The following is a 22,397-nucleotide window of genomic DNA, read 5'->3' as shown; positions in this document are numbered from 1 at the left end:
CGTGCAGACCGCCGTGCCGATCAACCAAGTGATCACGCGATCCACGGGATTCCACGGTAACACCTCGCCGGCCGCCGGGCCCGGGCGCACCCGCGTCGAGCGCCGGGTGTCGCCCGCCGGTCAGCCGGTCGTGACCTCGCTCGATGCCCGGGCGGTCGGGATCCGCCCGCCGGTTTCCGGGGCGGCACCGGCCGACCCGCCGACGTCCGCGCCCCCGGTCGCCGGGCCCGTCCCGGCCCCGCCCCGGGCGTCGGTGTCCCGGGCCTCGATCCGGTGACCGGTCGCCGGGCCGCCACCGGTGGGCGCGCCGTCCCGCCGCGGGCCGCCGCCTCCCGGGCCGTCACCGGGATCGGCCGGGCCGGAGCCGCCCCCGGCCGGACCGCCGTCGCGGGCGGTCTCCGGCCTCGTCCGGTCGGCGGAGTGGTCGAGCACCCGCAGCGAGGCCAGCGCCGCCATCGGCACCACCAGCGCGGCGGCCGCACCGGCCACGTCGAGCGCCGACCCGCCCAGCACCCCGCCGATCGCCGCCGCCACCGCGGTGCCGGCCATCGCCGCCCGCACCGCCGGATAGATGCCGAAGAGCCGCATCAGGCCACCCCACGGCTGCAACAGGGCGAACCAGACCAGCAGGGCGCCGGCCACCGCGAGCACCGTCAGCGGGCTGTCGACCAGCGTCTCGACGTTGGCGGCGCCGGACCGGTGGACGGTGAGCCCGCCGGTGCCGTCGCCGATCGCGGCGAGGAACCGGCCGAGGCTGCCGCGCTCGGCGACCGGACGACGTACGTCCACGACGGCGACGCCGATGGTCAGGGCCAGCCCCGCCATCGCCGCCCACGCGAGCCGGCTCAGCGTCAACCAACCGCCGGCGCTGATCGCCGCGGCGACGCTCACCCCGGCGGTCAGCGCGACCGCGCCGATCGAGTCCGCCCCGAGGTACGGGCTGCCGACCAGCACCACGGCGGGAGCGCCGACCGCCACCACCACCATCGGCCGCCAGGACCGGCGGACCCGCTGCGCGAGGCAGCCGCCGGTGAGCAGCGCGCCGGCCAGCAGCACGCCGAGCCCCACCGTGCCCAGGCCCGCGTACCGGCCGCCCTCCAGGGCCGAGTAGCCCACCACCGCGTTGAGTTGGAGGCGGGCACCGGTCAGCACGTCCGCGCCGACGGTGAGGGTGGCGAGACCGGCGACCGCGCCCAGCGGGCCGAGGGTGCTCGCGTACCCGGGCAGCGACCGCACCAGCACTGTCGCCGCGACCACCAGGGAGACGGTGGCGGCGGCGAACCACACCCCGGCGTGGTCGCCACGCCACCAGGGAACCAGGTCGGCCAGCAGCGCCGCGGGTACGGCGAGAGCGGCGCCGACGAGCAGCAGTTCCACCGCCGCCACGACCCGCCGGGACACCGGCTCCGGGCCGTACGGGCCGGCGTGCCGGCGGGCCCGGCGCAGCAGCGGCAGCACCGCCACCCCGAGCGCCACCTGGGCGGCGGCGAGGAGGCCGAAGAACCAGCCGGCCACCTCACGCTGGGCGGCGGCCTCCCGGTCGGCGTCGGCCGGACCGGCGATCGCGGCGGCGAGGTCGGCGGGCCGGCCGCCCAGCGGCTCGGCGGGCCGGCCGAGGAACGGCCGCTCGGGCAGCGGCCGGCCCAGCGCGGTCAGCGCGGTCGGGGCGAGGTCGACCAGTTGCAGGTACCCCTCCCGGGCGGTGGTCGGGGAGGTCAGCCAGCCCTGTTCCCAGCCCGGGCCGTGCGCGACGGCGACGTGCAGCCGGGACGGCGCCTCGGTGTCCGACACCCCGGCGACGATCACCAGGGAGCGGGGTGGGCGGGCCGCCAGCACCCGGGCGAGTCGCGTGTCGGCGGCGCGGGCCGCCGCGGCCCGGGTCGCCGGGTCGTCGCCGGCGACCGTGCCGGCGTCGACGATGCTGAGCACGCACGAGCGCAGCAGGCCGGACGGGTCGGCCGGCAGCTCCGGCGCGTACCGGTCCACCCGCCCGAACGGCCGCGCCGCGGCCACCGCCGCGCCCGGACCGACCGCCACCGAGCAGCGCACGGACTCGGACAGGGAGCCGGGGACCGCCCCCCACGGCAGCCGCTCCTGGTTGTGCAGGACCACGCTCTCCTGGTCGGGCAGGTTCGCGCCGATGCCGTCCGGCCGCTCCACGACGACGTCCGTGGCGGGGCAGGCGCCGGCGGGCCGGTTGCCGGGCCACGCCGCGAAGCTGCCCGCCCCGAGGGTCAGCCAGCCGTCCACCGGGCAGGTCGGCCGGTGCGCCGAACGCGCCGACAACGAGCCGATCGAGCCGTCGCGGGCCATCCGCCACAGCGTCGGCGTGGTCTCCGGGTCGACGTCGTCCCAGCGCAGCCCGGCCACCCCGACCAGGACCACGTAGTCGGCGGTGCGCTCCGGTGTGCGGTTGGCCGGGCGGGCGGCCAGCGCGGCGACACCGAGCGCCACGACGAGGAGGGTCAGCAGGACCGGGGCGAGTCGGCGCAGCATCACCGGCGTCCCGTCGACGGGGCGTCGGCGTCGGGGGTCGTCGGGCCGGCCGCGTCCGAGGTCAGCTCGGCGTAGAGCGCGGTGAGCTGGCCGAGGGTCTCCGTCTCGGTGGGCCAGGTCGCCGCGCGGGCGGCACCGAGCCGGCCCAGCTCGGCCCGGCGCGGGGCGTCGTCCAGCAGGCCGCGCACGGCGTCGTCGACCGCGTCGACGTCGCCCGGCGGCACCAGCACGGCGGCGTCGCCGACCAGCTCCGGCAGGCCGCCGACCGCCGTGGCCACCAGCGGTACGCCGGCCCGCATCGCCTCCTGCGCGAACAGCTGCCGGGCCTCCCAGTCGCTGGTCACCAGGGCGAGGTCGGCCCCGGCGAGCAGGTCGGCCACGTCGGTGCGGTGCCCGAGCAGGGTGACCGGTGCCCGGGCGGCGGAGATCCGGGCGGCCAGTTGCAGGTAGGCGGGGCCGCTGCCGGCGATCACCACCGCCGGCGCCGGCGTCCGCGTACGCCACCGCGCGGCGGCGTCCACCAGCACGTCGTACCGCTTCTGCGGGTGCAGTCGACCGACCGAGAGGATCAGCGGTTGGTCACGGCCGACGCCGAACTCGGCGCGGACCGCCTCGCGGCGGCGTCGCGGCGCGGGCAGCGTCGGCGCGGCCACCGGCGCGAGCCGGGCGTCCGGCGCGCCCAGCCCGGTGGCGCGCTCGACCAGGTCGGCGGAGGCGCCGAGGCTGACCCGGGCTCCCCGGGCGACGACCCGCTCGGCCAGCCGCGACACGCTCCCCCGCAGCCCGCCGACGAGCACGGCGTTGTGCCAGGTGACCACCAGCGGAACCGCGGGCCGGGCGAGGACGGCCACCAGCCCGGCGCGCAGCCCGTGGGCGTGCAGCACGTCGACCGGCTCGGTGGCGAGGGCCCGGCGCAGCGCCGCCACCGCGCGCGCGTCGGCGGGCGTGGGGCTGGCCGAGATCTCCACCGCCTGGAAGCGGGCGCCGACGCCGGTGAAGCCGAACTGTTCCTCGGTCGCCGCGGGGCCGCAGACGAGCACCGAGGTGCCCGTCGCGGTGAGGCCGGCGGCCAGCGAACGGACGTGCTGCCCGACACCACCGGTGCTGGAGGCGAGCAGCAGGGCGACCGTGCCGCGCCAGCCGGCGCGTGAGGTCGGTTCCGTCACCGGGACACCGTCTCCTTCCCGTCGCCCCGCTCCGGGGGGACCCCGTCCTGCTGCGTCCCGCCGTCCGGGGCGTCGTTCGCCCCCCGGCGGGCCCGCCCGAGGCGCCGCAGCACCCCGGCGAGCAGCGGTCGTACGTCCGGCCGGTCCAGCGTCCAGGCCACCGCGAGGAACACGGCGCCGACCAGGACACCGGACAGCATGCCCTGTACGAGTGCCGCCGGTGCGCCCGGGGTGCCGTCCCCGGCGGCGGCGAGCCACCGGGACACCGCCCATCCCGCGAGGGCGGCCAGCACCGCGCCGGCCGACCCGGCCACCGCCGCCCGGGCGAAGCCGGCGAGTGCCGCGGCGCCGGCCGTCCGCCGGACCGCGACGACCAGGAGGGCACCCAGCACCAGCATGCCCGCAGAGTTGGCGAGAGTGACCGCCGGCACCCGGTCGGCGACCGGGAACACCGCGGCGAGCAGCACGGCCGCCGGCGGCACCACGAGCCAGCCGACGCTGATGGCGGCGGTGGCCGGTCGGGTGGCGCCGTGGGCGTAGAGCGCGCGGGAGAGCACCGCGAAGAGGCCGTAACCCACGAGCCCGGGGGCGAAGCCGACGATGGCCGCCGCGGTGACCTCCGGGTCGAGCGGGAAGAAGTGGCCGACCGGCACCGCGGTGCCGACCAGGGTCGCCGCCCCGAGGCAGCTGAGCAGCAGGACACCCCGGGTGGTGTCCGCGACCGTGCGCCGGTACCGCCGTTCCTCGCCGCCCGCCGCGGCCGCCGCGAGGGCCGGGTACGCGGCGGTGGCCAGCGGCACCGCGAGGACTGCCCACGGCAGCAGGTACATGGTCTGGGCCAGGTTGAACACCTGCGGCGAGCCGGTCGGGCCGCCGGAGACCCGGTTGAGCATCACGACCAGGGCGACCTGCTGGGCCGTGACGGTCACGGCACCGGCCACGGCCAGCCCGCCGATGCGGGCCCGGGCGTCGGCGGGGAACGCGAAGCCGGGGCGCAGGCGCAGCCGTAGGCGGCGCAGGGGGATGAGCAGGGAGAGCGACAGCGCAACCACACCGAGCGTGGTCCCGGCGGACAGGATCAGCTCACCACCCGGGCTGACCCGCGCCACGCTCACGGCGCGCCCCTCGGCGGCACCGAACGTCAGGTAGACGCCGATCACGGTGACGCTGGACAGCAGCGGCGCGATGACCGGCCAGGCGAACCGGCGGTGCGCCTGGAGCACCCCGGTCAGCACGATGCCGATGCCGTAGAGCGGCAACTGCGGCGCGAAGACCCGCAGCATCCGCGCGCCGGCCGCCAGTTCCGCGTCGGACCGCCCCTCGCTGATGAGCGCGACGATCGGGTCGGCGAGGAGCGCCACCACCACCGCCAGCGGCACGAGGAGGGTGACGGTCCAGGTGAGCAGGGCACCGGTCGTGGCGGTCACGGCCCGCCGGTCGCCGGCGGCGACCGCTCCGGCGAGCAGGGGCACCACCAGGCTGGCGAGGGCGCCACCGGCCACGATCTCGAAGACGATGTTCGGGACGGTGTTGGCGATCACGTACATGCCGCCCAGGTCGCTCTCCTGCACGACCCAGGTGAAGACGGCGGTGCGGCCGAAGCCGGCGAGCCGGCTCACCACCGTGAGGGCGGCGATCAGCGCGGCCGCTCCGGCGACGCGGCCGGCGCCGGCGAGGGGTGCCGGAGTCGTCACGTCAGTCGGCGCGACGGCCCAGCGCGTCCAGCTCGCGCAGCCCGGGGGTCCGCTGGATGACCTGGGTGAAGCTGACCTTCTCGCTGGCGGCGGTGAGCCCGGCGAGGACGGCGAGCAACCCGGCCCGGCCGACGGGCCCGGTGCGGGCGGCGAGCGTGACGCCGAGCAGGGCACCCAGCGCGTTGGCGCCGCTGTCGCCGAGCATCACGTCCTCGCCCAGGTCGGCGGGGAGCAGGCCGGCGGCGGCGCCGACCGCGCCGGCGGCGATTCCGCCCTGCGGCCCCGGCAGCAGCGGGGCGCCGACCAGCAGCCCCGACTTCAGTGCCCGGCCCGGCCGCAGGTCGAGCAGGTTGAGCAGGTTGGCGGTGCCGGCGATGACGCCCGCGCCGAGCAGCACGTCGACGCCGCGCCCCACCGCGCCCTGCCGCTGGCGGCGCCGGTGCCGGGCGACCGTCGGGTCGGCGGCGAGCAGCGCGGCGGCGCCGAGCCCGGCCGCCCCCACGCCGACGATCTTGACCAGGCCGGCGGTGACCCGCCCCTCGCGCAGCGCGGCGAGGTGCCCGGCGAAGCCCTTGGCGGCCTTCTGCTCGGGCCGGGCCCCGACCACGTCGTCGTAGAGGCCCACCGCCCCGGCGCCCAGCCCGGCGACCAGGGCCGCCCCGCCCGCCGCGCCGCTGGCGGCGCCGAACGCGCCGGCCGCCGCGGCGCCGGCGGCGAGCGCCGGGCCGGCGGCCAGGGTGACCGTGCGGCCGCGGAAGTTCGTCCGCTCCAGCGCCGGGCCGGCCGGGGAGGTACGCACCTCGCGGAGCGCGTACCGGGCGACTGCCGCGCCGGCGCCGGCGACGAGGATCCGACCGAGCAGCCTCACGCCGTCACCTCGCTCCGCTCGGCGATCGCGCGGGACGCCCGCCTGCCGTGCCTGACGGTTCGCTCGGCACGCTCGCTCACGCCGCCCCCCTCTCGGACGGGGGTGGACGGACCGGACACCGGGGTGGATGCGTCGCTCACTGGGGCAGTCTAGGCAGCAGGGAGGTGGCGTTGTCGCCGACGCCGTACTGCCCGGCCTTCTTCTCGGTGAGCTGCTGCACCAGCGCGAGCGCGGTGACCAGTTGGCCCTGGACGGTGTTCGCGTTGTCGACCGAGGAGATCGACTCGGCCAGCACGGCGTCACCCCGGACGAACGCCACCAGGTTGCCCCCGGCCGAGCCGTTGCCGGCCACGACGATCGCGCCGGTCCGGTCGAACTGCTCGGCGACCTTGACCACCGACTCGTCCTTCTTCGCGGAGTCCTTGTCGACGTACGGCTGGCCGCTGACCACGACGACCGCCTCGGCGGAGGCGGTGACCCGCTCGGAGGTGGTGAGGTAGTTCGCGTTCGTGTACGCGGCCAGCACCGCCCGCCGGTCGGCCTCGCTGACCGGTGTCGCGCCGGGCGCCCGGTCGAGCAGCACGGTGGCCAGCAGGGCGCTGGAGGTCTCCACGCCGTGCCCGTTGCCGGGGAGGTTGGCGGTGGGGGCGCTGGTGGGCCGGGCGGCGGTGACGGCCAGCTCCAGCAGGTCGTTGTTGTTGTCCGGGTTGATGAACTTGTCCTGCAGGTCGATGCGGCCGGTCACGTCGGCCCCGCCGAGCTGGAGCATCTTGATCACACCCTCGGTGTGGTCGCGCCCGGTGGGCAGGCTGAGCACCAGCACCCGCTTGCCGCTGAGCTTGCCCGGCAGGACCACCCCGGCGATCTCGGCTGCGAAGTCCTCCTCCCGGGCCAGCTCCTCCTCCATGTTGTTGACCGCCTGGCGCATGAGCTGGTTGTCCTTGCGCAGCCCGTTGACGGTCTCCTTCAGGGAGTCGGCCACCGGGCCGTTCAGCGCGGCGGTGCCGACCACCAGGCCGATCGCGAGCGCCAGGAAGACCGCGGTCAGGGACACCACGTGGTACCGGAAGTTGATCACACCTGCAGCCTCTTGTCGGTGGAGCGGCGTCAGAAGAGCCGTTCCAGCTGGAACACAAAATTGTTCCACCACTCGGAGACCACGCCCAGGTACGCCTTGCCGACGGTGGAGACCGCCACGGCCGAGGCCATCGCGGCGATCGCGGAGAGCACCAGCAGCAGCAGGGAGGACCCGGAGATGCTCTGCCGGTAGAGCCGGCTCACGCCCTTGGCGTCGACCAGCTTGCCGCCGACCTTCAGACGGGTGAGGAACGTCGACGCCATGCCGCCCCGGCCCTTGTCGAGGAACTCGACGAGCGTGGCGTGCGTGCCGACGGCCACCAGCAGCGAGGCGCCCTTCTCGTCGGCGAGCAGCATCGCCAGATCCTCGCTGGTGGCGGCGGCGGGAAAGGTGACCGCCGGCACACCGAGGCCGTTGACCCGGGCCAGCCCCGGCGCCCGCCCGTCGGGGTACGCGTGCACGATCACCTCGGCGCCGCAGCGCAGCACGTCGTCGGTGACCGAGTCCATGTCGCCGATGATCATGTCCGGCGTGTAGCCGGCCTCGACCAGCGCGTCCGCCCCGCCGTCCACGCCGATGAGCACCGGCTTGAACTCCCGGATGTACGGGCGCAGCACGTCCAGGTCGGCCTTGTAGTCGTAGCCACGGACCACGATGAGGCAGTGCCGCCCCTGGATCTCGGTGCGGATGTCCGGCACGCCGACGCCGTCGAGGAGCAGGTCCCGCTCCTGCTTCAGGTAGTCCATGGTGTTGGCGGCGAACGCCTCCAACTGGACCGAGAGCCCCTCCCGGGCGTCGGCCATGGCCTTCGCCACGGACTCCGCGTCCTGGAGGGCGCCGTGCGCCACCGGCTCCTCGCCGACGTAGACGGTGTTGCCCTCGATCCGGACGGTGTCGCCCTCGCGGATCTGCTCGAAGACGCCCTCCCCCAGGTCGTCCAGGAGCGGGATGCCGGCGCTGATCAGCACCTCCGGCCCCAGGTTGGGGTAGCGACCGGACACCGACGGCTTGGCGTTGAGCACGGCGGCGACACCGACCGCGACGAGCGAGTCGGCGGCGACCCGGTCCAGGTCGACGTGGTCGATGACCGCGATGTCACCGGGGCGGAGCCGCCCGACCAGGCGTTTGGTCCGGCGGTCGAGGCGCGCGGTGCCGACGATCCGGCCCGGCTCCGCGGGCCGCGTCCGGCGCAACGTGGGTAGACGCATCGTGACCATCCTGGCATGTGAGGCAGGCATCTCCGGCGCGACATGCCTGAGCAGGGCCGCCTGTCCAGGGAAGCACACTACGGCGCAGGTCGGTGTGCCTGTGGTCACAATCCGCCCGGCGCTACCCCCGCCGCTCCCGCGTCGCCACGGCCAGCAGCTCCTCCGCGTGCGCGATACCCAGATCGGAATCGGGCAAACCCGCGAGCATCCGGGCCAGCTCGCGGGCACGCTCCGTGTCCTCCACGACGCGGACCCCGCTCGTGGTGACCGCGCCGCCGGTGTCCTTCGCCACCACCAGGTGCCGGTCGGCGAACGCGGCGACCTGCGGCAGGTGGGTGACCACCAGCACCTGGTGGCTGCGGGCCAGCCGGGCCAGCCGCCGGCCGATCTCGACCGCCGCCCGGCCGCCGACCCCGGCGTCCACCTCGTCGAAGACCAGCGTGGGCGGCCCGCCCGAGCCGGCGAAGACCACCTCGATGGCGAGCATCACCCGGGACAGCTCGCCGCCGGAGGCGCCCCGCTGCAACGGCAGCGACGGCGCGCCCGGGTGGGCGAGCAGCCGCAACTCCACCTCGTCGCCGCCGTCCGGCCCGACGCCGACCTCGACGCCGTTGACCGGCAGGCTCGGCTCGGACCGCCCGGCCGGGCGGGGCAGCACGACCACCTCGACGCGCGCGTGCGGCATGGCCAGGCCGGCCAGCTCCTCGGTGACCTGCGTGGCGAACCGCCCCGCCGCCTCCTGTCGGGACGCCGACACCCGGCCCGCCAGGTCGGCGACCTCACCGGCCAGCCGGGACGCCTCCCGGTTCAGCTCGTCGAGCAGGTCGTCCGAGGTGTCCAGGTCGGACAGCCGCGTCCGGGCCCGCTCCGCCCAGGCGATCACCCCGTCGACGTCGTCGGCGTACTTGCGGGTGAGCGCGCGCAGCGCCGCCCGCCGCTCGTAGACCACCTGCAACCGCGCCGGGTCGGCGTCCAGCCCCGCCAGGTACGCCGACAGCTCGGCGGAGACGTCCGCGACCAGGGTCGCCGCCTCCTCCAGACGCGTCGCCAACTCCCCGAGCGCGGGATCGGTGCCGGCCTGCGCCTCCAGGGTGCGGCGGGCGGTGCCGAGCAGGGTGGTCGCATCCGGGGTGTCGTCGGCGGCCTCCACGCCGCCGGCCACGCAGTGCTGGGCGAGCTGCGCCGCCGTCCGCAGGCCCTCGGCGTGCTCCAGGCGCTGCGCCTCCGCCTTCAGCTCGTCGTCCTCCCCCGGCTGCGGGTCGACCCGGGTGATCTCGTCCAGGCCGAGGCGCAGCAGGTCGGCCTCCTGGTTGCGCTCACGCGCGTTGCGCCGCCGGTCGGCCAGGTCGTCGACCACCGACCGCCACCGGGTGTACGCCTCACGCAACGCGTCGAGCAGCTTCTCGTGCTCCGCGCCGGCGAACCGGTCCAGCGCGGCGCGCTGCTCGCCCGGGCGCAGCAGCCTCAGCTGGTCGGACTGGCCGTGCACGGCGAGCACCTGCTCGCCCACCTCGGCGAGCATCGACACCGGCATGCTGCGGCCACCCAGATGGGCGCGGGAGCGCCCCTCCACCGTCACCGTGCGGCTGAGCAGCACCGAGCCGTCCTCGTCCGGCTCGCCGCCGGCGTCGGTGATCCGGGCGTGCACGGTGTCGGCGACCTTGCCGGCCAGCCGCAGCCGGCCCTCGACCGCCGCGCGGCCGGGGTCGGCCCGGACCCGGCCGGCGTCGGCCCGCCCGCCGAAGAGCAGACCGAGACCGGTGACCACCATCGTCTTGCCCGCGCCGGTCTCGCCGGTGATGACGTTCATGCCGCCGGTCAGCGGCAGCGTCGTGTCCTCGATGACGCCCAGCCCGGTGATGCGCAGCTCTTCCAGCACAGCACCCGACAGTAGACGCGGGCCCCGACAGTTGACCAGCCGGCGACACCGGGTGAGAGCCCGGCGGGCGGGGTCGTACAGTTCTGCCCCGTGCTGGACGTGATCGGTCTGACCCCGGACGAGGAGCAGCTCTACCGCTGTCTCGTCCAGCTCACCACCGCCCGGGTGGGCGAGCTGGTCGAACGGCTGCGCCGGCCACGCGCCGAGGTCCTCGCGCAGCTCGACGCGCTGCGCGACAAGGGCCTGGTGCTGCCGACCGGGCCGCAGCCGGACGCGCCGCTGCGGCCGCTGGCGCCGGACGTACCGCTCGGCGAGGCGCTGCTGCGCCGGCAGGAGGCCCTGGAGTCGGCCCGCGCCGCGGTCACCCAACTGACCGAGGAGTACCGGGCCGGGATGCGGCGGCACGACGCCGACCACCTGGTGGAGGTGGTCACCGGCGCGCGGGTGCTTCGCGAGCGGCTGCGCGACCTGCAGAACAATGCCCGGGTCGAGGTGCTCTGGTTCTGCCGGGCGAACCCCATCGCGATGCCGGGCCAGGAGAACGCCGAGGAGTTCGACGCCCTGGCCCGCGGCGTCCGCTACCGGGCCATCTACGAACGGGCGATGCTTCTCGAACCGGGCGGGCTGGAGGACATCGAGCGGGGCGTACGCGCCGGCGAGCACGCCCGCGTCCTCGACCGGCTCCCGGTCCGGCTGGCCATCGTGGACGGCCGGACGGCGATCTGTCCCCTGGTGCCGGAGCGCGGCGACGGCGAGCCGACCGCCGCGGTCATCGGCCGCAGTCAACTCCTCGACGCCCTGCTCGCCCTCTTCGAGAGCCACTGGCTCATGGCGACGCCACTCAACTCGTCCACCCCGGCGCCGCCGTCCGGAGTGGACGGCTACCGGCCGGGGGCCGACGAGGCACGGCTGCTGTCGCTCTTCGTGGCCGGCGTGCCCGACAAGTCCATCGCGTCCCAGCTCGGCGTGAGCCGCCGTACCGTGCAGCGGCGGCTCGCCGACCTGATGGCGGTCGCCGGGGTGGACACCCGTCCCGGACTGGCCTTCCAGGCCGCCCGGCTGGGCTGGATCTGATCCTTCCGGCATCCCGTCACCGGCCGCGCCGCCGCCGGCCCGCCACCCGAAGGCGTGCCGACGGCGGCCCCGGCCGCGGCCCGGCCCGGTCGCCCACCACTGCTGGCGGGCAGCCGGGCGGGCCGCCGGGGACGTCCGCGCGGTCAGGGGGGATCGACCCGCGCGGACGCCGGCTCAGCGCAGCCCGTACGCGTCGATCACGGTCTGGTCGACGACGTTGCCGGCGCGGTCGGCGGCGTGCACCCGCAGCGACACCGCTCCCTTGCCGGCGGGCAGCTGCGCGGTGTACCGGGTGCCGGAGCCGCGCACCGGCACCGACCGCCACGTCGCGCCGGAGTCGAACGACACCTCCACCCGCAGGCTGGTGCCCTTCGGGGCGGGTACGCCGGCCGGCTGGCGCAGCGTCAGGCCGAGCTTGTGCCCGTGCCGGCCGGACACCTCGCCACGCAGATCGGCCGGGACCTGGTAGTCGACCTGGAGCAGCGGCAGCGGCCGCGCGGCGTCACCGGTAGGGCGGGCCGAGGTGAACTCCCAGGCCGTCTCGGTCCGGGTGGCCCAGCGCCACTCCTCCGAGGAGCGCCGCGTGGTCAGGTCGAGCCGGTAGCGAGCCGGTCCCGCGGTGGTCGCCACCGGCGTCCAGCCGCCGGAGAGGTCGGCGATCGGCCGCCCGTCCCGGCTGAGCCGGCGCTCGACGGTGTCCTGCTCCTCGCCGAACCCGGCCGGGCTGTAGTGGCCGTCGGCGTCGACGAACTCGGCCACCCGCAGGTCCAGCGTGTCTCCGGTACGCGCCGGCACCGGCAACCCGCCGCCGGCCGGCACCGCCGGGCGCACCACCGGAGCGTGCCAGGTCTCGGTGATCCGGTCATCGGCGGCGTACCGCCGGGGCTGCTGGCTGGCGCCCCCGGTCAGCCGGCCCCAGGACCAGGGGAGCCGGTGCAGCACCCGCTGCTGCCACCAGTTGTCCCCGGCGCTGACGAACTCCTGCCGCGTGGTGCCGGTACGCACCAGCCGCTTTTCGTCCATCCAGGAGTACTGCTGCCAGGGCCGCCAGCCGAACCGCTGCTCGCCGGCCCAGTCGAACCCGCCGGTGTCGGCGTAACGGGCAATCACCTCGGCGGTGTTGTCCGCGGTCACCCGGTGCACGACGCGATCCGGGACCCGCCCCTTCGACACCTGCCACACGTCGTACAGGTAGGGGCTGTTCGGGGTCAGCGTCAGTTCCAGCGTCACGCGTCCGGCCTTCGCCGCCGCGATCATCCGCTGCCCGTCGTCGTAGGCGACCACCATCGACGGAATCGGAAGGCGGTCCCCGTCGGGAGCCCAGACCGTCCACGCGCTCCAATCCGCCGGGCGGACGATGAGCACCATCGCGGCGCCCGCCGCGGCGGCATCGGCGACCAGCTGATCCTCCGCAACGTGTGCGGGGTCACCGGCGACCAGCGCGGCCGCACCTCGGACCCCGGCTCGGGACAGCTCGGCGGCGCTGCCGTCGCCCGCCCACACCAGCGGCAGCTTCCGCCGGCCGTCCGGAGCCGGCGACTGGTGCAGCAGGTTGATGTCCAGCGGACCGGAGACGTTGCTGACCTCGGCGTCCACCAGGGGGGCGACCAACTGCCACCGCGAGGAGAACTCGAACTGGCCCTGCCGCACCGCCCGGGTCGGCGTGACGTTCACCTGCTGCACCGTGCTGAACGTCATCACGCCGTGGTCGACCTGCCGGCCGTTGCCGAAGACCCGGTGCTCGTAGAAGCTGATCACCGCCCGCTGCTCGGTCGGCTTCGGCGTCTCGATCCGCACCGGGGTGCCCTTGCGCGGGTCGAGCACCACGGTCATGTCCCGGTCGACCATCAGCTCCGGGTCGGTGACCAACGTGACCTGCTCGTCCAGTGGAGCGCCGTGCTCGATCAGCCCCTCGAGCAGGTACGGGCCCTCCTCGATCTGCACCTGCCACTCCATCCCGGGGAAGAGGAAGAAGAGCCGGTCGGACTCGGGGTGCTCGCCGAACAGGGTCACCACGGGTGCCGCGCCGGGCTGCCCCTGCATGTCCAGCGCCTTCACGGTGACGACGTGCTGCGGGCCGCTGAGGGTGAGCCCGACGGCGGTACGCACCGTGACGCCGTCCGCGCCGGTGGCCGCCAGCCAGCCGCCGTGCGGGCCGCGGTCCAGCTTCGCCGGGTCGGCGCGTAGCGGCACGGCCACGCTGCCGCCGGCCGGCACGGTCACCTCGGCCGAACCGACGGTGACCCCGTCCGGCTCGGCCGCGCCGCTGTCCAGGTTGCGCAGGTCGAGGGCCAGCCGAAGGGTCTGCGGTGCCGTGGTGCCGTTGGTGTAGGTCACCGTCCGCTCCACCGCCGCGCCTCCGGAGACCACCCGGGCGAAGTCGGCGGTGGCCGAGCCGTACACCCGCTGGCCGAGCGCCCGGGCCACGTCGACCCGGCCGCCGCCCTGCTCGAAGACGGTCAGCTCCGGGTTCGCCTTCGTCGTGCTGACCAGCGCGTCCTTGAGCTTGCCGGCGGTCCAGTCGGGGTGCTCCTGGGCGAGGATCGCGGCCGCGCCGGCGATGTGCGGGGTCGCCATCGAGGTACCGGACGCCCGGGTGTAGGCGTCGTCCACCGGCGTCCCCATGGCGGTACCAGTGGCCCGGGCGGCAACGATGCCGACGCCCGGCGCGGTGATCTCCGGCTTCAGGCCGTTGTCGCCGAGCCGCGGCCCACGGCTGGAGAAGTCCGCCAGGTTGTCGTCGCGGTCAACCGCACCGACGGTCAGCGCGGCGGCGGCCGCGCCCGGCGCGCCGACGCTGCGCGGCGCGCCCTCGTTGCCGGCGGCCACCACGAACAGCGCGCCGGTCTCGGCGGTCAGATCGTTGAGCGCCTGGCTCATCGGGTCGGTGCCGTCGGTCGCGGAGCCACCGAGGCTCATGTTGACGACCTTCGCGCCGGAGCGGGCGGCCCACTCCATGCCCGCGATGATCCCCGAGGCGTAGCCGCTGCCCCCGTCGTCGAGCACCTTGCCGACCAGCAGGCGGGCACCGGGGGCGACGCCCTTGCGCAGTCCCTCCGAGGCGGCGCCGCTGCCGGCGATGGTGGCGGCGACGTGGGTGCCGTGGCCGTGCCCGTCCCGAGGGCTGCCGCTGCCGGAGAAGTCCTGCGCGTCGGCGATCCGGCCGGCCAGATCGGGGTGGGCAGCGTCGACGCCGGTGTCGAGCACCGCCACCGTGACGCCGCTGCCGTCCCGACCGGCCGCCCAGGCCGCCGGGGTGCCGATCTGCGCCACGCTGTGCTCCAGCGCCGGGCGGACCCGCTCGTCCAGCCAGACGCGGGCGATCCCGCCGCCGAGCCGGGGCGTGCCGGCAGCGGTCCGAGCCTCCGGCGTGCCGCGCAGGGTGGTCCACAGGCCGCCGAGGTCGCCCTTGCCGACGCGCAGCGCGGCGCCGTTGATGCTCTCCAGCGGCCGGGCGTCGGTGGCACCCGTGAGCGGCCGAACCCGGCCGGCGGCGTTCTCCTGGTAGCGCACGATCAACGGCAGGGCGCCCTGCGCCGCGTCGCCGTACCCGTCGGCGAGCAGTTCCTGCACGTCGAACAGATCGGGATCGAGGGTGCCGGAGGCGACGTACGGCACGACGTCGCTCGGCAGCACCCGCAGCCCACCGTCGGCCTCGATCGTGTGGAAGGTGATCCGCTCCCGGCCGGGGCCGGGGCGGACGGTCGCGGCGACCCGGCCGGGTGCGGCCGGGACGAGGTCCACCTGGTCGCCGGTGATCAGGGTGATCCGGGCGGCAGTGGTGCCCGGGGTGGTCGTGCCCGGGCTCGGGCCGGTGGGCCGGGCGGGCGGGTCGGCGGACGCCGGTGCGGCGAGGCCGACCACCAGCGCCCCGGCCGCGCCGGCGGTGAGCCAGCGTGGGGGCCAGTGCATGCGATGCGCTCCTCTACTCCAGGGCCGGTCTCCGGGAGATCGACCGCTCGGAGTCTGCGACGGAGCGCGTGGGGTGGTCACTAGGTGCGGCACGCCGCACCGGCGACATGTCGCCAGGTGGACATCCCGCGGCTGCCCACCGGACCACAGGTGTCCGGCGGGTTACCACCGGTTGCGCCGCGCCCGCTACCGGGCGCGAACACCGACGGCGGCCGGGCGAAGCCCCGGGAGGACGCGTCAGCGGCGGGCCGGAGCGCCGCCCGGAAGCGTCAGCGGCGGTTGCCCCGCCAGCCGTGCACCGGCAGGTCGAACTTGGCCACCAGCCGGTCGGTGAACGGCCGGGCCTTCAGCCGCACGATCCGCACCGGCAGGCCGCCCCGGCGCACCGTCACCCGCGCGCCCGGCGGCAGGTCGTAGACCCGCCGCCCGTCGCAGCACAGCACGGCCAGGGTGGTGAACGGGTCGACGGTGATGACGAACGTGGAGGTGGGCGCGGTCACCAGCGGCCGGCTGAACAGCGCGTGCGCGCTGATCGGCACCAGCAGCAGAGCCTCGACCTCCGGCCAGACCACCGGGCCGCCGCCGGAGAACGCGTACGCCGTCGAGCCGGTGGGCGTGGCGCAGACGACGCCGTCGCAGCCGTACCGGGACAGCGGCCGCCCGTCGACGTCGACGAGGAGTTCGAGCATCTGGGCCCGCTCCCCCTTCTCGACGCTGATCTCGTTGAGCGCCCAGGACTCGATCGTCGGGCCGCCGTCGAACTCGGCGGTCACGTCCAGCGTCAGCCGTTCGTCCACCGTGTAGTTGCGGCCGACGACGTCGCGGACCGCGGAGTCGAGGTCGTCGATCTCGGCCTCGGCGAGGAAACCGACCTTGCCCAGGTTGATGCCGAGCAGCGGAACCTTCGCCGGCCGGGCCAGTTCGGCCGCCCGCAGGAAGGTGCCGTCCCCGCCGAGCGCGAAGACGATCTCGGCGCCCTCGGCGGCCTCCGGGCCGGTCACCGGCACGACGCCGGGCAGGTCCAGGTCGTCGGCCTCCTCGGCGACCACCCGGACGACGAAGCCGGCCGCGATGAGGTCGGCGGCGACCGCCCGGGCGTGCTCGGTGCTGCGCCGGCGCCCGGTGTGCGTCACCAGCAGTGCGGTCCGGCTCACCGCGCCGGCCGTCCCGTGGGCACCACGCGGTCGGCGTTTCCGCGCGCCACGGGGCTCGCCTGCTCGCTCACCCGGCCACCTCCTCCGTCGCCGTGTCCGGCAGGTCGCCGGACGCCGGGCCCCCCGGCCCGGCCGTCACCACGGCACGCACCCGCTCCGGATCGGCGGTGGGCGCGCCCCGGCGTAACCATACGAAGAACTCGACGTTGCCGCTCGGCCCCGGCAGTGGACTGGCGCACACGTCGGCGAGGCCGAGACCGAGACCCGCCGCCGCGGCGGCCACGTCCAGCACCGCCTCGACCCGCAGTTCCGGCTCGCGGACGACGCCACCGGCGCCGACCCGATCCTTGCCGACCTCGAACTGCGGCTTGACCATGAGCGCGAGGTCGCCGTCGGGCCGGGTGCAGGCGGCGAGCGCCGGCAGCACCAGCCGAAGGGAGATGAAGGACAGGTCGGCGACGGTCAGGTCGACCGGCCCGCCGATCGCCTCCGGGGTGAGCGTACGGACGTTGGTGCGCTCGAACACGTGAACCCGCTGGTCGGTACGGAGCGACCAGGCGAGCTGCCCGTACCCGACGTCGACGGCCGCCACCTCGGCCGCCCCGGCGCGCAGCAGCACGTCGGTGAAGCCGCCCGTGGAGGCGCCCGCGTCGAGGCAGCGCCGGCCGGCCACGGTCAGCCCGCCGGTACCGAAGGCCGCCAGGGCGCCGGCGAGCTTGTGCCCGCCGCGGGAGACGTACTCCGAGCCCGGATCCGCACCGGTGACCAGCAGCGGGTCGGCGGGGTCGACCATCGCGGCGGGCTTGCGGGCCGGCACCCCGCGCAGCTGGACCCGGCCGGCCTCCACCAGCGCGGCGGCCTGCTCGCGCGAGCGGGCCAGACCGCGGCGGACGAGTTCGGCGTCCAGCCGTGTACGACGTGCCATGGGTGGTTCTCCGGCTCCTCAGGACTGGTCGATGCTGGCGAGGGTCTCCCGCAGCGTCTCGTAGGCCGCCTCGTACTGCGCGATCTGGTCGGCCGGCGGAAGCCCGGCGGCGTTGACCATCGCCTGCACGGCGGCGTCGACGGCCGGGTGCCGTACCTCCTCGTCGTCCCCGACGGGCACGGCGGGCGGCCCGGGCCGGTGGCCGGCGGGCGGCCCGGGCCGGTGGCCAGCGGGCGGTCCGGGCCGCGGGCCCGGCTGCGGTCCGCCGCCGCCCGGTCGACCCCCCAGGGGTACGCCGGACGCCGACGCACCGGGCGGCGGGCCGGGGCGGGCCGGGCCGGTCACGACCGGCTCCCGGGGCGGCGGGTGACGGGGGCGCCGCTCATGCCGCACCGCCCGGCTGCTGCCTGCGCGGCGCCTTCTTCGCCGGCTGCGGGGCGGGCGGCTCGCCGGTGGGCGTCAGGTCGGCGGACGGCCGGGTGGCCACCGCCTTCTTCGCGACGGCCTTCTTCGCCACCGCCTTCTTCGCGACGGCCTTCTTGGCCACCGCCTTCTTCGCGACAGCCTTCTTGGCCATGACCTCCCTCGCCGGGGCCGGCCCGGGCGCCGCGTCCCTGCCGGGGGTGGCGGGCGTCGTGGTGGGCGCGGCGGCCGAGGGCGGCGTGGCGGGCTCGGCGGCACCGGGTGCCGCACGCTCGGCCGGTCCGCCGGCGGCCGGCGCGACCGGGCCTGGACCGCCGACGGCGGCGCCCGTGCCGGCGGCCGTGGCGACCGGGCCGGTACGGGCCTCGCGGAGCTGCCGTTCCAGCTCGTGCACGCGGCGGGTCAGCTCGGCCACCTCGTCGGCGGTGGCGAGCCCGACGGCCCCGAGCGCCCGGTCCACCTCGAACCGGACCAGCTTGGTCAACGCCTCCCGGTTGGCCGCGCTGGTCGACATCAGCTCCTCGGCGAGCGCCTGCAACTGGGTGGCCGTCGCGCCGCCCGTGCCGACGAGCCGGCGGACCGCCTCCTGTGCCTTCTTCCGGGGCGCCTCCGTCAGGCCCATGGCCAGCTCGAGGTAGGCGCGCCACGCGTCCTGCATGCCTGAGTCCTTCCGCGGGGCGGGGGTGTGCGGTCCTCACGCTACCGGGCCCGGCCGAACCCGCCGTGCGGTACGGTGCCGGGGAGTGCGTGGCGCAGGCGTGAGGGGGCGATGGTGGCCAGCGTGGACGAGTGCCGGCAGGCGTTGCAGGATCTCGCCGCCCGGCTCGACCGCAACGCCGAGGCGGTGCGGGAACGGGTCGACCTGGACCGCACGCTCGCCTGCCGGATCACCGACCTGGACACCGCGTTCCACGGCCGGATCAGCGGCGGCCGCCTGGTGGACCTCGCCGACGGCGACGACCCGAAGGCCAAGATCGCGATGAGCGCCACCAGCGACGACCTGCTCGCCCTCGTCCGCGGCGAGCTGGACGTGACCCGCGCGGTGGCGTCCCGGCGGGTCTCGATCAAGGCGAACCCGTTCGACCTGATGAAGCTGCGTAAGCTGCTCTGACCGCGGGCGGTCGCCCCGGGTCAATCGGCGAGCAGACCCAGCGCCGCGAGCGCCAGGTCGGCCTCGGGCGACGTGGCCCGCACCGACACCGGTTCCGCCGCCGACCACGCCGCCGCGCAGAGCGCCGGCAGCGCGTCCAGCGGGCGTCCCGCACCGGAGAGCTCCACCCGCCCGTCGCGCACCGTCGCCGACCAGCCCGCGGCCTCCGCCGGGCCGGGCACCCGCACCGCGGCCGCCGGGTCGAAGAGCCCGGCCAGGTCCTCCGACACGTACGTCGGCCGCCGCTCGGGAACGGCGGCCAGCAGCTCGGCCACGCCGCTGACACCGGTGAGTACGAGCAGACTGTCCAGGCCGGCCCGGACGGCGCCCTCGATGTCGGTGTCCAGCCGGTCGCCCACGACCAGCGTCCGGCCGGTGCGGGCGCGGCGGGCGGCGGTGGCGAACAGTTGCGGCTCCGGCTTGCCCACGACCACGTCCGGGTCGCGGTTGAGCGCCGTGCGCAGCGCGGCCACCAGGGCGCCGTTGCCGGGCAGCGGGCCACGGCCGCTGGGCAGGGTCCGGTCGGTGTTGGTGGCGATCCAGGTCGCGCCGCCCCGGATCGCGACCGCGGCTTCGGCGAGGTCGCTCCAGCCGACCTGCGGCCCGTACCCCTGGACGACCGCGACCGGCGACTCCTCGACCCGGCTGACCGGGGTGAGCCCGGCGGCGCGGACCTCGGCGCGCAGCGCCTCGGCGCCGACCACCAGGACCGGCGCCGCCGCCGGGTACCGGTCGCGGAGCAGTTCCGCGGCGGCGGCCGCGGACGTCAGGACCTCCTCCGCCCGGGCGGCGACGCCCATGCCGGTGAGCAGGTCGGCGACCTCGCTCGACCGGCGGGAGGCGTTGTTCGTCGCGTACGCGACCGCCCGCCCCTCGGCGTGCAGCCGGCCGACCGCCTCGACCGCGCCGGGGATCGGCTGGTCGATCAGGTAGATCACGCCGTCCAGGTCGAAGACGACCAGGCTGTACCCGTCGACCAGCCGCCCGTCGGTCATCGCCGGTCGGCGCCCGGCTCGTCGCGCCGGGCCTCGTCGACGTCGGCCGCGCCGATGTCCGACGCGCCCCCGAGGTGGCGCGCCTCGGTGTCGGTGAGCTCGTCCTCGGCCAGGTCGTCGGCGACCGCACCGGCGTCCGGCACCGCCGTCCCCGCGCCGGCCGCCGGCACCTCGACGTCGGCGTCACCGGCCTCGGCGTCACCGGCGTCGGCGTCACCGGCGTCGGTGTCGCGGCCGGCGTCGTCGGCGGTGTGGTCCTCGGCGTCGGCCGCCCGACGGTCGCCTGCGGCGGCGTCGGCGCCGGTCGCCGGCTCGACGTCGCCCCCACCGGTGAGGTCGGCGTCCGGCTCCGCCGGAACCGCCCCCGGCGCGCCGGGCCCGGCGGCGAAGTCGTCGGCCTCGTCCTCGTCGTCGCCCTCGATCACCACACCGTCGAGTTCCAGCAGGCGCTCGGCCGCGTCGGTCTCGCCGTCGGTGTCGACCTCCGCCGCGCGGGAGAACCACTCGCGGGCCTCCTCGCGGCGGCCCACCGCGAGCAACGCGTCGGCGTACGCGTACCGCAGCCGGGACGTCCACGGCTCGGCCGCGTCACTCGTCAGCTCCGGAACCTGGAGCATCGCCACCGCCGCGTCCTTCTGGCCCAGGTCACCGCGGGCTCCGGCGGCCACGATCAGCAGCTCGATCGCCACGGCCTGGTCCAGCTTGGCCCGGTCCGCGCCCCGGAACAGGTCGACGGCCCGCTCCGGGCGGCCCAGGGCCCGCTCGCAGTCCGCGAGGACGGCGAGGTGGCTCTGGAGGCCGGTCATCCGGTGGTACGTCCGCAGCTCGGCCACCGCCGTCTGCCACTCCCCCGCGTGGTACGCGGCCAGCCCGACCGCCTCCCGGACAGCGGCGATACGCGAAGCGATCCGGCGGGCCGCCAGGGCGTGCGCCAGCGCCTCGGCCGGGTCCTCGTCGATCAGCTGACCGGTGGCGACCAGGTGCCGGGCGACCTTCTCCGCCACGCCCTTGGCCAGGGAGAGCAGTTCCGCCCGGACGTCCTTGTCCAGGTCGGTCGCGACGATCTCGTCGGACAGTACCGGCGCGGCCGGCGCCTCGGGCCCGGTCTCGGCCTCGGGCCGCTCCCGGCGGTCACCCCGGAAGCCACCCTCACGGTCACCGCCCCGATAGCCACCCTCACGGCGCTCGCCACCGCGGAAGCCACCCTCACGGTCACCGCCCCGGAAACCACCCTCACGGCGCTCGCCGCCCCGGAAGCCACCCTCACGGCGCTCGCCGCCCCGGAAGCCACCCTCACGGCGCTCGCCGCCCCGGAAGCCACCCTCACGGCGCTCGCCACCGCGGAAGCCACCCTCACGGCGCTCGCCGCCCCGGAAGCCACCTTCACGCCGGTCACCGCCGCGGAAGCCACCCTCACGGCGCTCGCCACCGCGGAAGCCACCCTCACGGTCACCGCCCCGGGAGCCACCCTCACGGTCACCACGGAAGCCACCCTCACGGCGCTCACCGCCCTGGAAGCCACCCTCACGGCGCTCACCGCCCCGAGCGCCCTCACGGTCACTGCGGAAGCCACCCTCACGGTCACCGCGGAAGCCACCCTCGCGGCGCTCACCACTGCGGAAGCCACCCTCGCGGCGCTCACCACTGCGGAAGCCACCCTCGCGGCGCTCACCACTGCGGAAGCCACCTTCACGGCGCTCACCACCGCGGAAGCCGCCCTCGCGGCGGTCACCGCCCCGGAAGCCACCCTCACGGCGCTCACCACTGCGGAAGCCACCTTCACGGCGCTCACCACCGCGGAAGCCACCCTCGCGGCGGTCACCGCCCCGGAAGCCACCCTCACGGCGCTCGCCGCCCCGGGCGCCCTCACGGTCACTGCGGAAGCCACCCTCACGGGAGCCGTACCGGTAGCCCTCCTCGCGGCGGAAGCCCTGGTCGGGGCCGCGGAATCCCTGGCGGTCGCCACCACGGGCGCCGCCCTCGCGGCGGTCGCCGCGGAAGCCCTCGCCGCGGTCCCGGAAGCCGCCCTGCCGCTCGTCGTCGCGGGACCGGAACTCGCCCCGGCGGTCGCCGCCGCGCTCGCCGCCGCGGTCGTCGCGGTACGACGGGCGGTCGCTCCGGCGCGGGGTGCCGTCGCGGCCGGCCGGACGGTCTTCGTATCGACGCGGGCGATCGCCGCCGTGCGGTCCTGAGCTCACAGGTTCATCCTTCCTGATTGCGCCACTGGGGCGCCACGCAGTCGAGGGCCGACCCGGATGGGGCGGCCCTCGACTGGAAGATTGTCCGGCGGTGTCCTACTCTCCCACACCCTCCCGAGTGCAGTACCATCGGCGCTGGAGGGCTTAGCTTCCGGGTTCGGAATGTTACCGGGCGTT

General features: G+C 76.3%; 17 protein-coding genes and 1 rRNA gene. 3 read left to right on the top strand and 15 right to left on the bottom strand.

Going from position 1 to position 22,397, the window contains the following annotated elements:
- Nucleotides 1–120: 120 nt before the first annotated feature.
- From AB0873_RS27015 to recN, 7 genes are all read right to left on the bottom strand, one after another.
- Nucleotides 121–2,496: a hypothetical protein gene (locus AB0873_RS27015; RefSeq protein ID WP_366603142.1), complete on the bottom strand. Its 2,376-nt coding sequence runs from the start codon at nucleotides 2,494–2,496 to the stop codon at nucleotides 121–123.
- Nucleotides 2,496–3,662, bottom strand: a complete 1,167-nt coding sequence (locus AB0873_RS27010) for a glycosyltransferase family 4 protein (protein WP_366603140.1) — start codon at nucleotides 3,660–3,662, stop codon at nucleotides 2,496–2,498. Before AB0873_RS27010 ends, AB0873_RS27015 begins: the two co-directional genes overlap by 1 nt.
- A complete protein-coding gene (locus tag AB0873_RS27005) occupies nucleotides 3,659–5,356 on the bottom strand; it encodes a lipid II flippase MurJ (RefSeq protein ID WP_366603139.1) in 1,698 nt (565 codons plus the stop codon). Before AB0873_RS27005 ends, AB0873_RS27010 begins: the two co-directional genes overlap by 4 nt.
- Before the next feature lies 1 nt (nucleotide 5,357).
- The gene (locus AB0873_RS27000) at nucleotides 5,358–6,224 is read right to left on the bottom strand and encodes a hypothetical protein (protein WP_366603138.1); all 867 of its coding nucleotides are present in this window, start codon (nucleotides 6,222–6,224) and stop codon (nucleotides 5,358–5,360) included.
- Nucleotides 6,225–6,360: 136 nt separating this feature from the next.
- Complete coding sequence (locus tag AB0873_RS26995; protein WP_155332653.1) at nucleotides 6,361–7,302, bottom strand: copper transporter; 942 nt, start codon at nucleotides 7,300–7,302, stop codon at nucleotides 6,361–6,363.
- 29 nt (nucleotides 7,303–7,331) lie between these two features.
- Nucleotides 7,332–8,510 (bottom strand): putative cytokinetic ring protein SteA, encoded by a 1,179-nt coding sequence (gene steA / locus AB0873_RS26990; RefSeq protein WP_155332654.1) that lies wholly within the window; start codon nucleotides 8,508–8,510, stop codon nucleotides 7,332–7,334.
- Nucleotides 8,511–8,631: 121 nt separating this feature from the next.
- Nucleotides 8,632–10,389 carry a DNA repair protein RecN gene (gene recN, locus AB0873_RS26985; protein WP_366603136.1) on the bottom strand — a complete coding sequence of 586 codons (1,758 nt, stop codon included), beginning with the start codon at nucleotides 10,387–10,389 and terminating at the stop codon, nucleotides 8,632–8,634.
- A 90-nt stretch (nucleotides 10,390–10,479) separates the two neighbouring features.
- Here recN and AB0873_RS26980 point away from each other — a divergent pair, with 90 nt between their 5' ends.
- A complete protein-coding gene (locus tag AB0873_RS26980) occupies nucleotides 10,480–11,463 on the top strand; it encodes a helix-turn-helix domain-containing protein (protein WP_366603135.1) in 984 nt (327 codons plus the stop codon).
- A gap of 174 nt (nucleotides 11,464–11,637) precedes the next feature.
- On the opposite strand, the gene AB0873_RS26975 is transcribed toward AB0873_RS26980, so the two are convergent.
- The 5 genes from AB0873_RS26975 to AB0873_RS26955 all read right to left on the bottom strand — a co-directional run bounded on the left by AB0873_RS26975 (nucleotide 11,638) and on the right by AB0873_RS26955 (nucleotide 18,535).
- The gene (locus AB0873_RS26975) at nucleotides 11,638–15,375 is read right to left on the bottom strand and encodes a S8 family serine peptidase (protein WP_366603133.1); all 3,738 of its coding nucleotides are present in this window, start codon (nucleotides 15,373–15,375) and stop codon (nucleotides 11,638–11,640) included.
- Nucleotides 15,376–15,644: 269 nt separating this feature from the next.
- Nucleotides 15,645–16,529, bottom strand: a complete 885-nt coding sequence (locus tag AB0873_RS26970; protein WP_155332658.1) for an NAD kinase — start codon at nucleotides 16,527–16,529, stop codon at nucleotides 15,645–15,647.
- A gap of 67 nt (nucleotides 16,530–16,596) precedes the next feature.
- Complete coding sequence (locus tag AB0873_RS26965) at nucleotides 16,597–17,454, bottom strand: TlyA family RNA methyltransferase (protein WP_366603131.1); 858 nt, start codon at nucleotides 17,452–17,454, stop codon at nucleotides 16,597–16,599.
- A gap of 18 nt (nucleotides 17,455–17,472) precedes the next feature.
- Entirely contained in the window at nucleotides 17,473–17,742 is a 270-nt protein-coding gene (locus tag AB0873_RS26960) for a hypothetical protein (protein ID WP_366603179.1), read from the bottom strand.
- A gap of 94 nt (nucleotides 17,743–17,836) precedes the next feature.
- Complete coding sequence (locus AB0873_RS26955; RefSeq protein WP_366603130.1) at nucleotides 17,837–18,535, bottom strand: hypothetical protein; 699 nt, start codon at nucleotides 18,533–18,535, stop codon at nucleotides 17,837–17,839.
- 114 nt (nucleotides 18,536–18,649) lie between these two features.
- On the opposite strand from AB0873_RS26955, the gene AB0873_RS26950 reads away from it, so the two are divergent.
- Nucleotides 18,650–18,988 (top strand): SCP2 sterol-binding domain-containing protein, encoded by a 339-nt coding sequence (locus AB0873_RS26950; protein ID WP_366603128.1) that lies wholly within the window; start codon nucleotides 18,650–18,652, stop codon nucleotides 18,986–18,988.
- 20 nt (nucleotides 18,989–19,008) lie between these two features.
- Here the strand turns inward: AB0873_RS26950 and AB0873_RS26945 are convergent, their stop codons facing one another.
- Both AB0873_RS26945 and AB0873_RS26940 read right to left on the bottom strand, forming a co-directional pair.
- Nucleotides 19,009–20,022 (bottom strand): HAD-IIA family hydrolase, encoded by a 1,014-nt coding sequence (locus tag AB0873_RS26945; protein ID WP_155332663.1) that lies wholly within the window; start codon nucleotides 20,020–20,022, stop codon nucleotides 19,009–19,011.
- Nucleotides 20,019–21,026 (bottom strand): Replicase polyprotein 1ab, encoded by a 1,008-nt coding sequence (locus AB0873_RS26940; RefSeq protein ID WP_366603127.1) that lies wholly within the window; start codon nucleotides 21,024–21,026, stop codon nucleotides 20,019–20,021. The genes AB0873_RS26945 and AB0873_RS26940 overlap by 4 nt, the downstream gene beginning before the upstream one ends.
- Here AB0873_RS26940 and AB0873_RS26935 point away from each other — a divergent pair.
- Nucleotides 21,003–22,214, top strand: coding sequence for a hypothetical protein (locus tag AB0873_RS26935; protein WP_366603126.1), 1,212 nt, complete (start codon nucleotides 21,003–21,005; stop codon nucleotides 22,212–22,214). The genes AB0873_RS26940 and AB0873_RS26935 overlap by 24 nt on opposite strands.
- Before the next feature lie 89 nt (nucleotides 22,215–22,303).
- Here the strand turns inward: AB0873_RS26935 and rrf are convergent.
- A 5S ribosomal RNA gene (rrf, locus tag AB0873_RS26930) occupies nucleotides 22,304–22,397 on the bottom strand; the annotation flags it as partial.

Origin of the sequence: Micromonospora sp. NPDC047707 (assembly GCF_040704235.1) — a bacterium.
In the GTDB taxonomy this organism is placed as follows: domain Bacteria; phylum Actinomycetota; class Actinomycetes; order Mycobacteriales; family Micromonosporaceae; genus Micromonospora.
Note: the sequence above shows the minus strand (reverse complement) of the source record. Positions and strands in the feature narration are given on the sequence as shown.

Bases quoted from the DNA above. Each gene is read 5' to 3' on its own strand.
- AB0873_RS27015 (WP_366603142.1), bottom strand. From the start codon at position 2,496: ATGCTGCGCCGACTCGCCCCGGTCCTGCTGACCCTCCTCGTCGTGGCG.
- steA (WP_155332654.1), bottom strand. From the start codon at position 8,510: ATGCGTCTACCCACGTTGCGCCGGACGCGGCCCGCGGAGCCGGGCCGG.
- AB0873_RS26975 (WP_366603133.1), bottom strand. From the start codon at position 15,375: ATGCACTGGCCCCCACGCTGGCTCACCGCCGGCGCGGCCGGGGCGCTG.
- AB0873_RS26965 (WP_366603131.1), bottom strand. From the start codon at position 17,454: ATGGCACGTCGTACACGGCTGGACGCCGAACTCGTCCGCCGCGGTCTG.
- AB0873_RS26955 (WP_366603130.1), bottom strand. From the start codon at position 18,535: ATGCAGGACGCGTGGCGCGCCTACCTCGAGCTGGCCATGGGCCTGACG.
- AB0873_RS26945 (WP_155332663.1), bottom strand. From the start codon at position 20,022: ATGACCGACGGGCGGCTGGTCGACGGGTACAGCCTGGTCGTCTTCGAC.